The sequence below is a fragment of the Psychrobacter glacincola genome (assembly GCF_904846215.1).
GTDB classification, from domain to species: Bacteria; Pseudomonadota; Gammaproteobacteria; order Pseudomonadales; family Moraxellaceae; genus Psychrobacter; species Psychrobacter glacincola.
Window position 1 is genome coordinate 1 of sequence record NZ_CAJGZK010000066.1, and the last position, 770, is coordinate 770.

General features: G+C 43.4%; 1 protein-coding gene and 1 pseudogene. One reads left to right on the top strand and one right to left on the bottom strand.

All coding sequences use genetic code 11. The features are described from left to right. On the top strand, positions 1–328 hold a 328-nt coding region (locus JMW90_RS13415), incomplete at its 5' end, for an ACT domain-containing protein (protein WP_201564744.1). Between the two features lie 123 nt (positions 329–451). Here JMW90_RS13415 and JMW90_RS13420 read toward each other — a convergent pair. Beyond that, positions 452–770 (bottom strand): annotated as a pseudogene (locus tag JMW90_RS13420) (oxygen-dependent tRNA uridine(34) hydroxylase TrhO); the annotation flags it as partial.

Here is a 770-nt window from a genome sequence, read left to right on the forward strand (position 1 = left end):
GGCAGATATTGGGCTGGAAGTTGCAGATAAATTTGTGCGATATTCTGACCAAGGCGATACAGCAACGGCGGTCAACTTCCCAGAAGTATCGATTCCGTTTAAAGAAGGCACGCATCGCCTGCTACATATCCACAAAAACGTACCAGGCGTCCTGTCACAGATTAACCGTCTGTTTGCTGAAGCAAATATCAATATCTTGGCGCAGAGCTTGATGACGGAAGGCGATGTCGGCTATCTCGTTATGGATGTCGATTATAACGACTCAACCGCGGCTTTAGATCAGCTAAAAGACGTTCAAGAGACAATTCGTGTGCGTATTTTGTTTTAAGTTTTGTAATAACAGTTTAAATTTATAGTTAGCGCTATAAATAGCGAATAACAAAAAAGAGAGGCTCTATTCATAAGAGCCTCTCTTTTTTTATCGCATTTTCCATGTCCCTAAGGCATAAATTTAGCCAGCTTTAGTTTTATTGGCTGCGTCTGCTTGACGGCGAGCTTCGATCTTAGCTGCTTTGCGCTTCTCAATGACATCAATGACGTCACTACCGATATGGGCTTCACCACGTTTTTGTGCCAATTGCATTTGATGCTCACGCTCACGAAAGCGTGCTTTTTGCTCATCGGTCGCTTTATCGATACAGTGCGGACATGACTCACCCTTTATATAGGCAGGACTTTGCATCTCAGCTTGCGTAATCGGCATACGACAGGCAAAACACTGCTCATAACTGCCTTTTTCTAAGTTATGATTGACTGAGACACGGTTATCA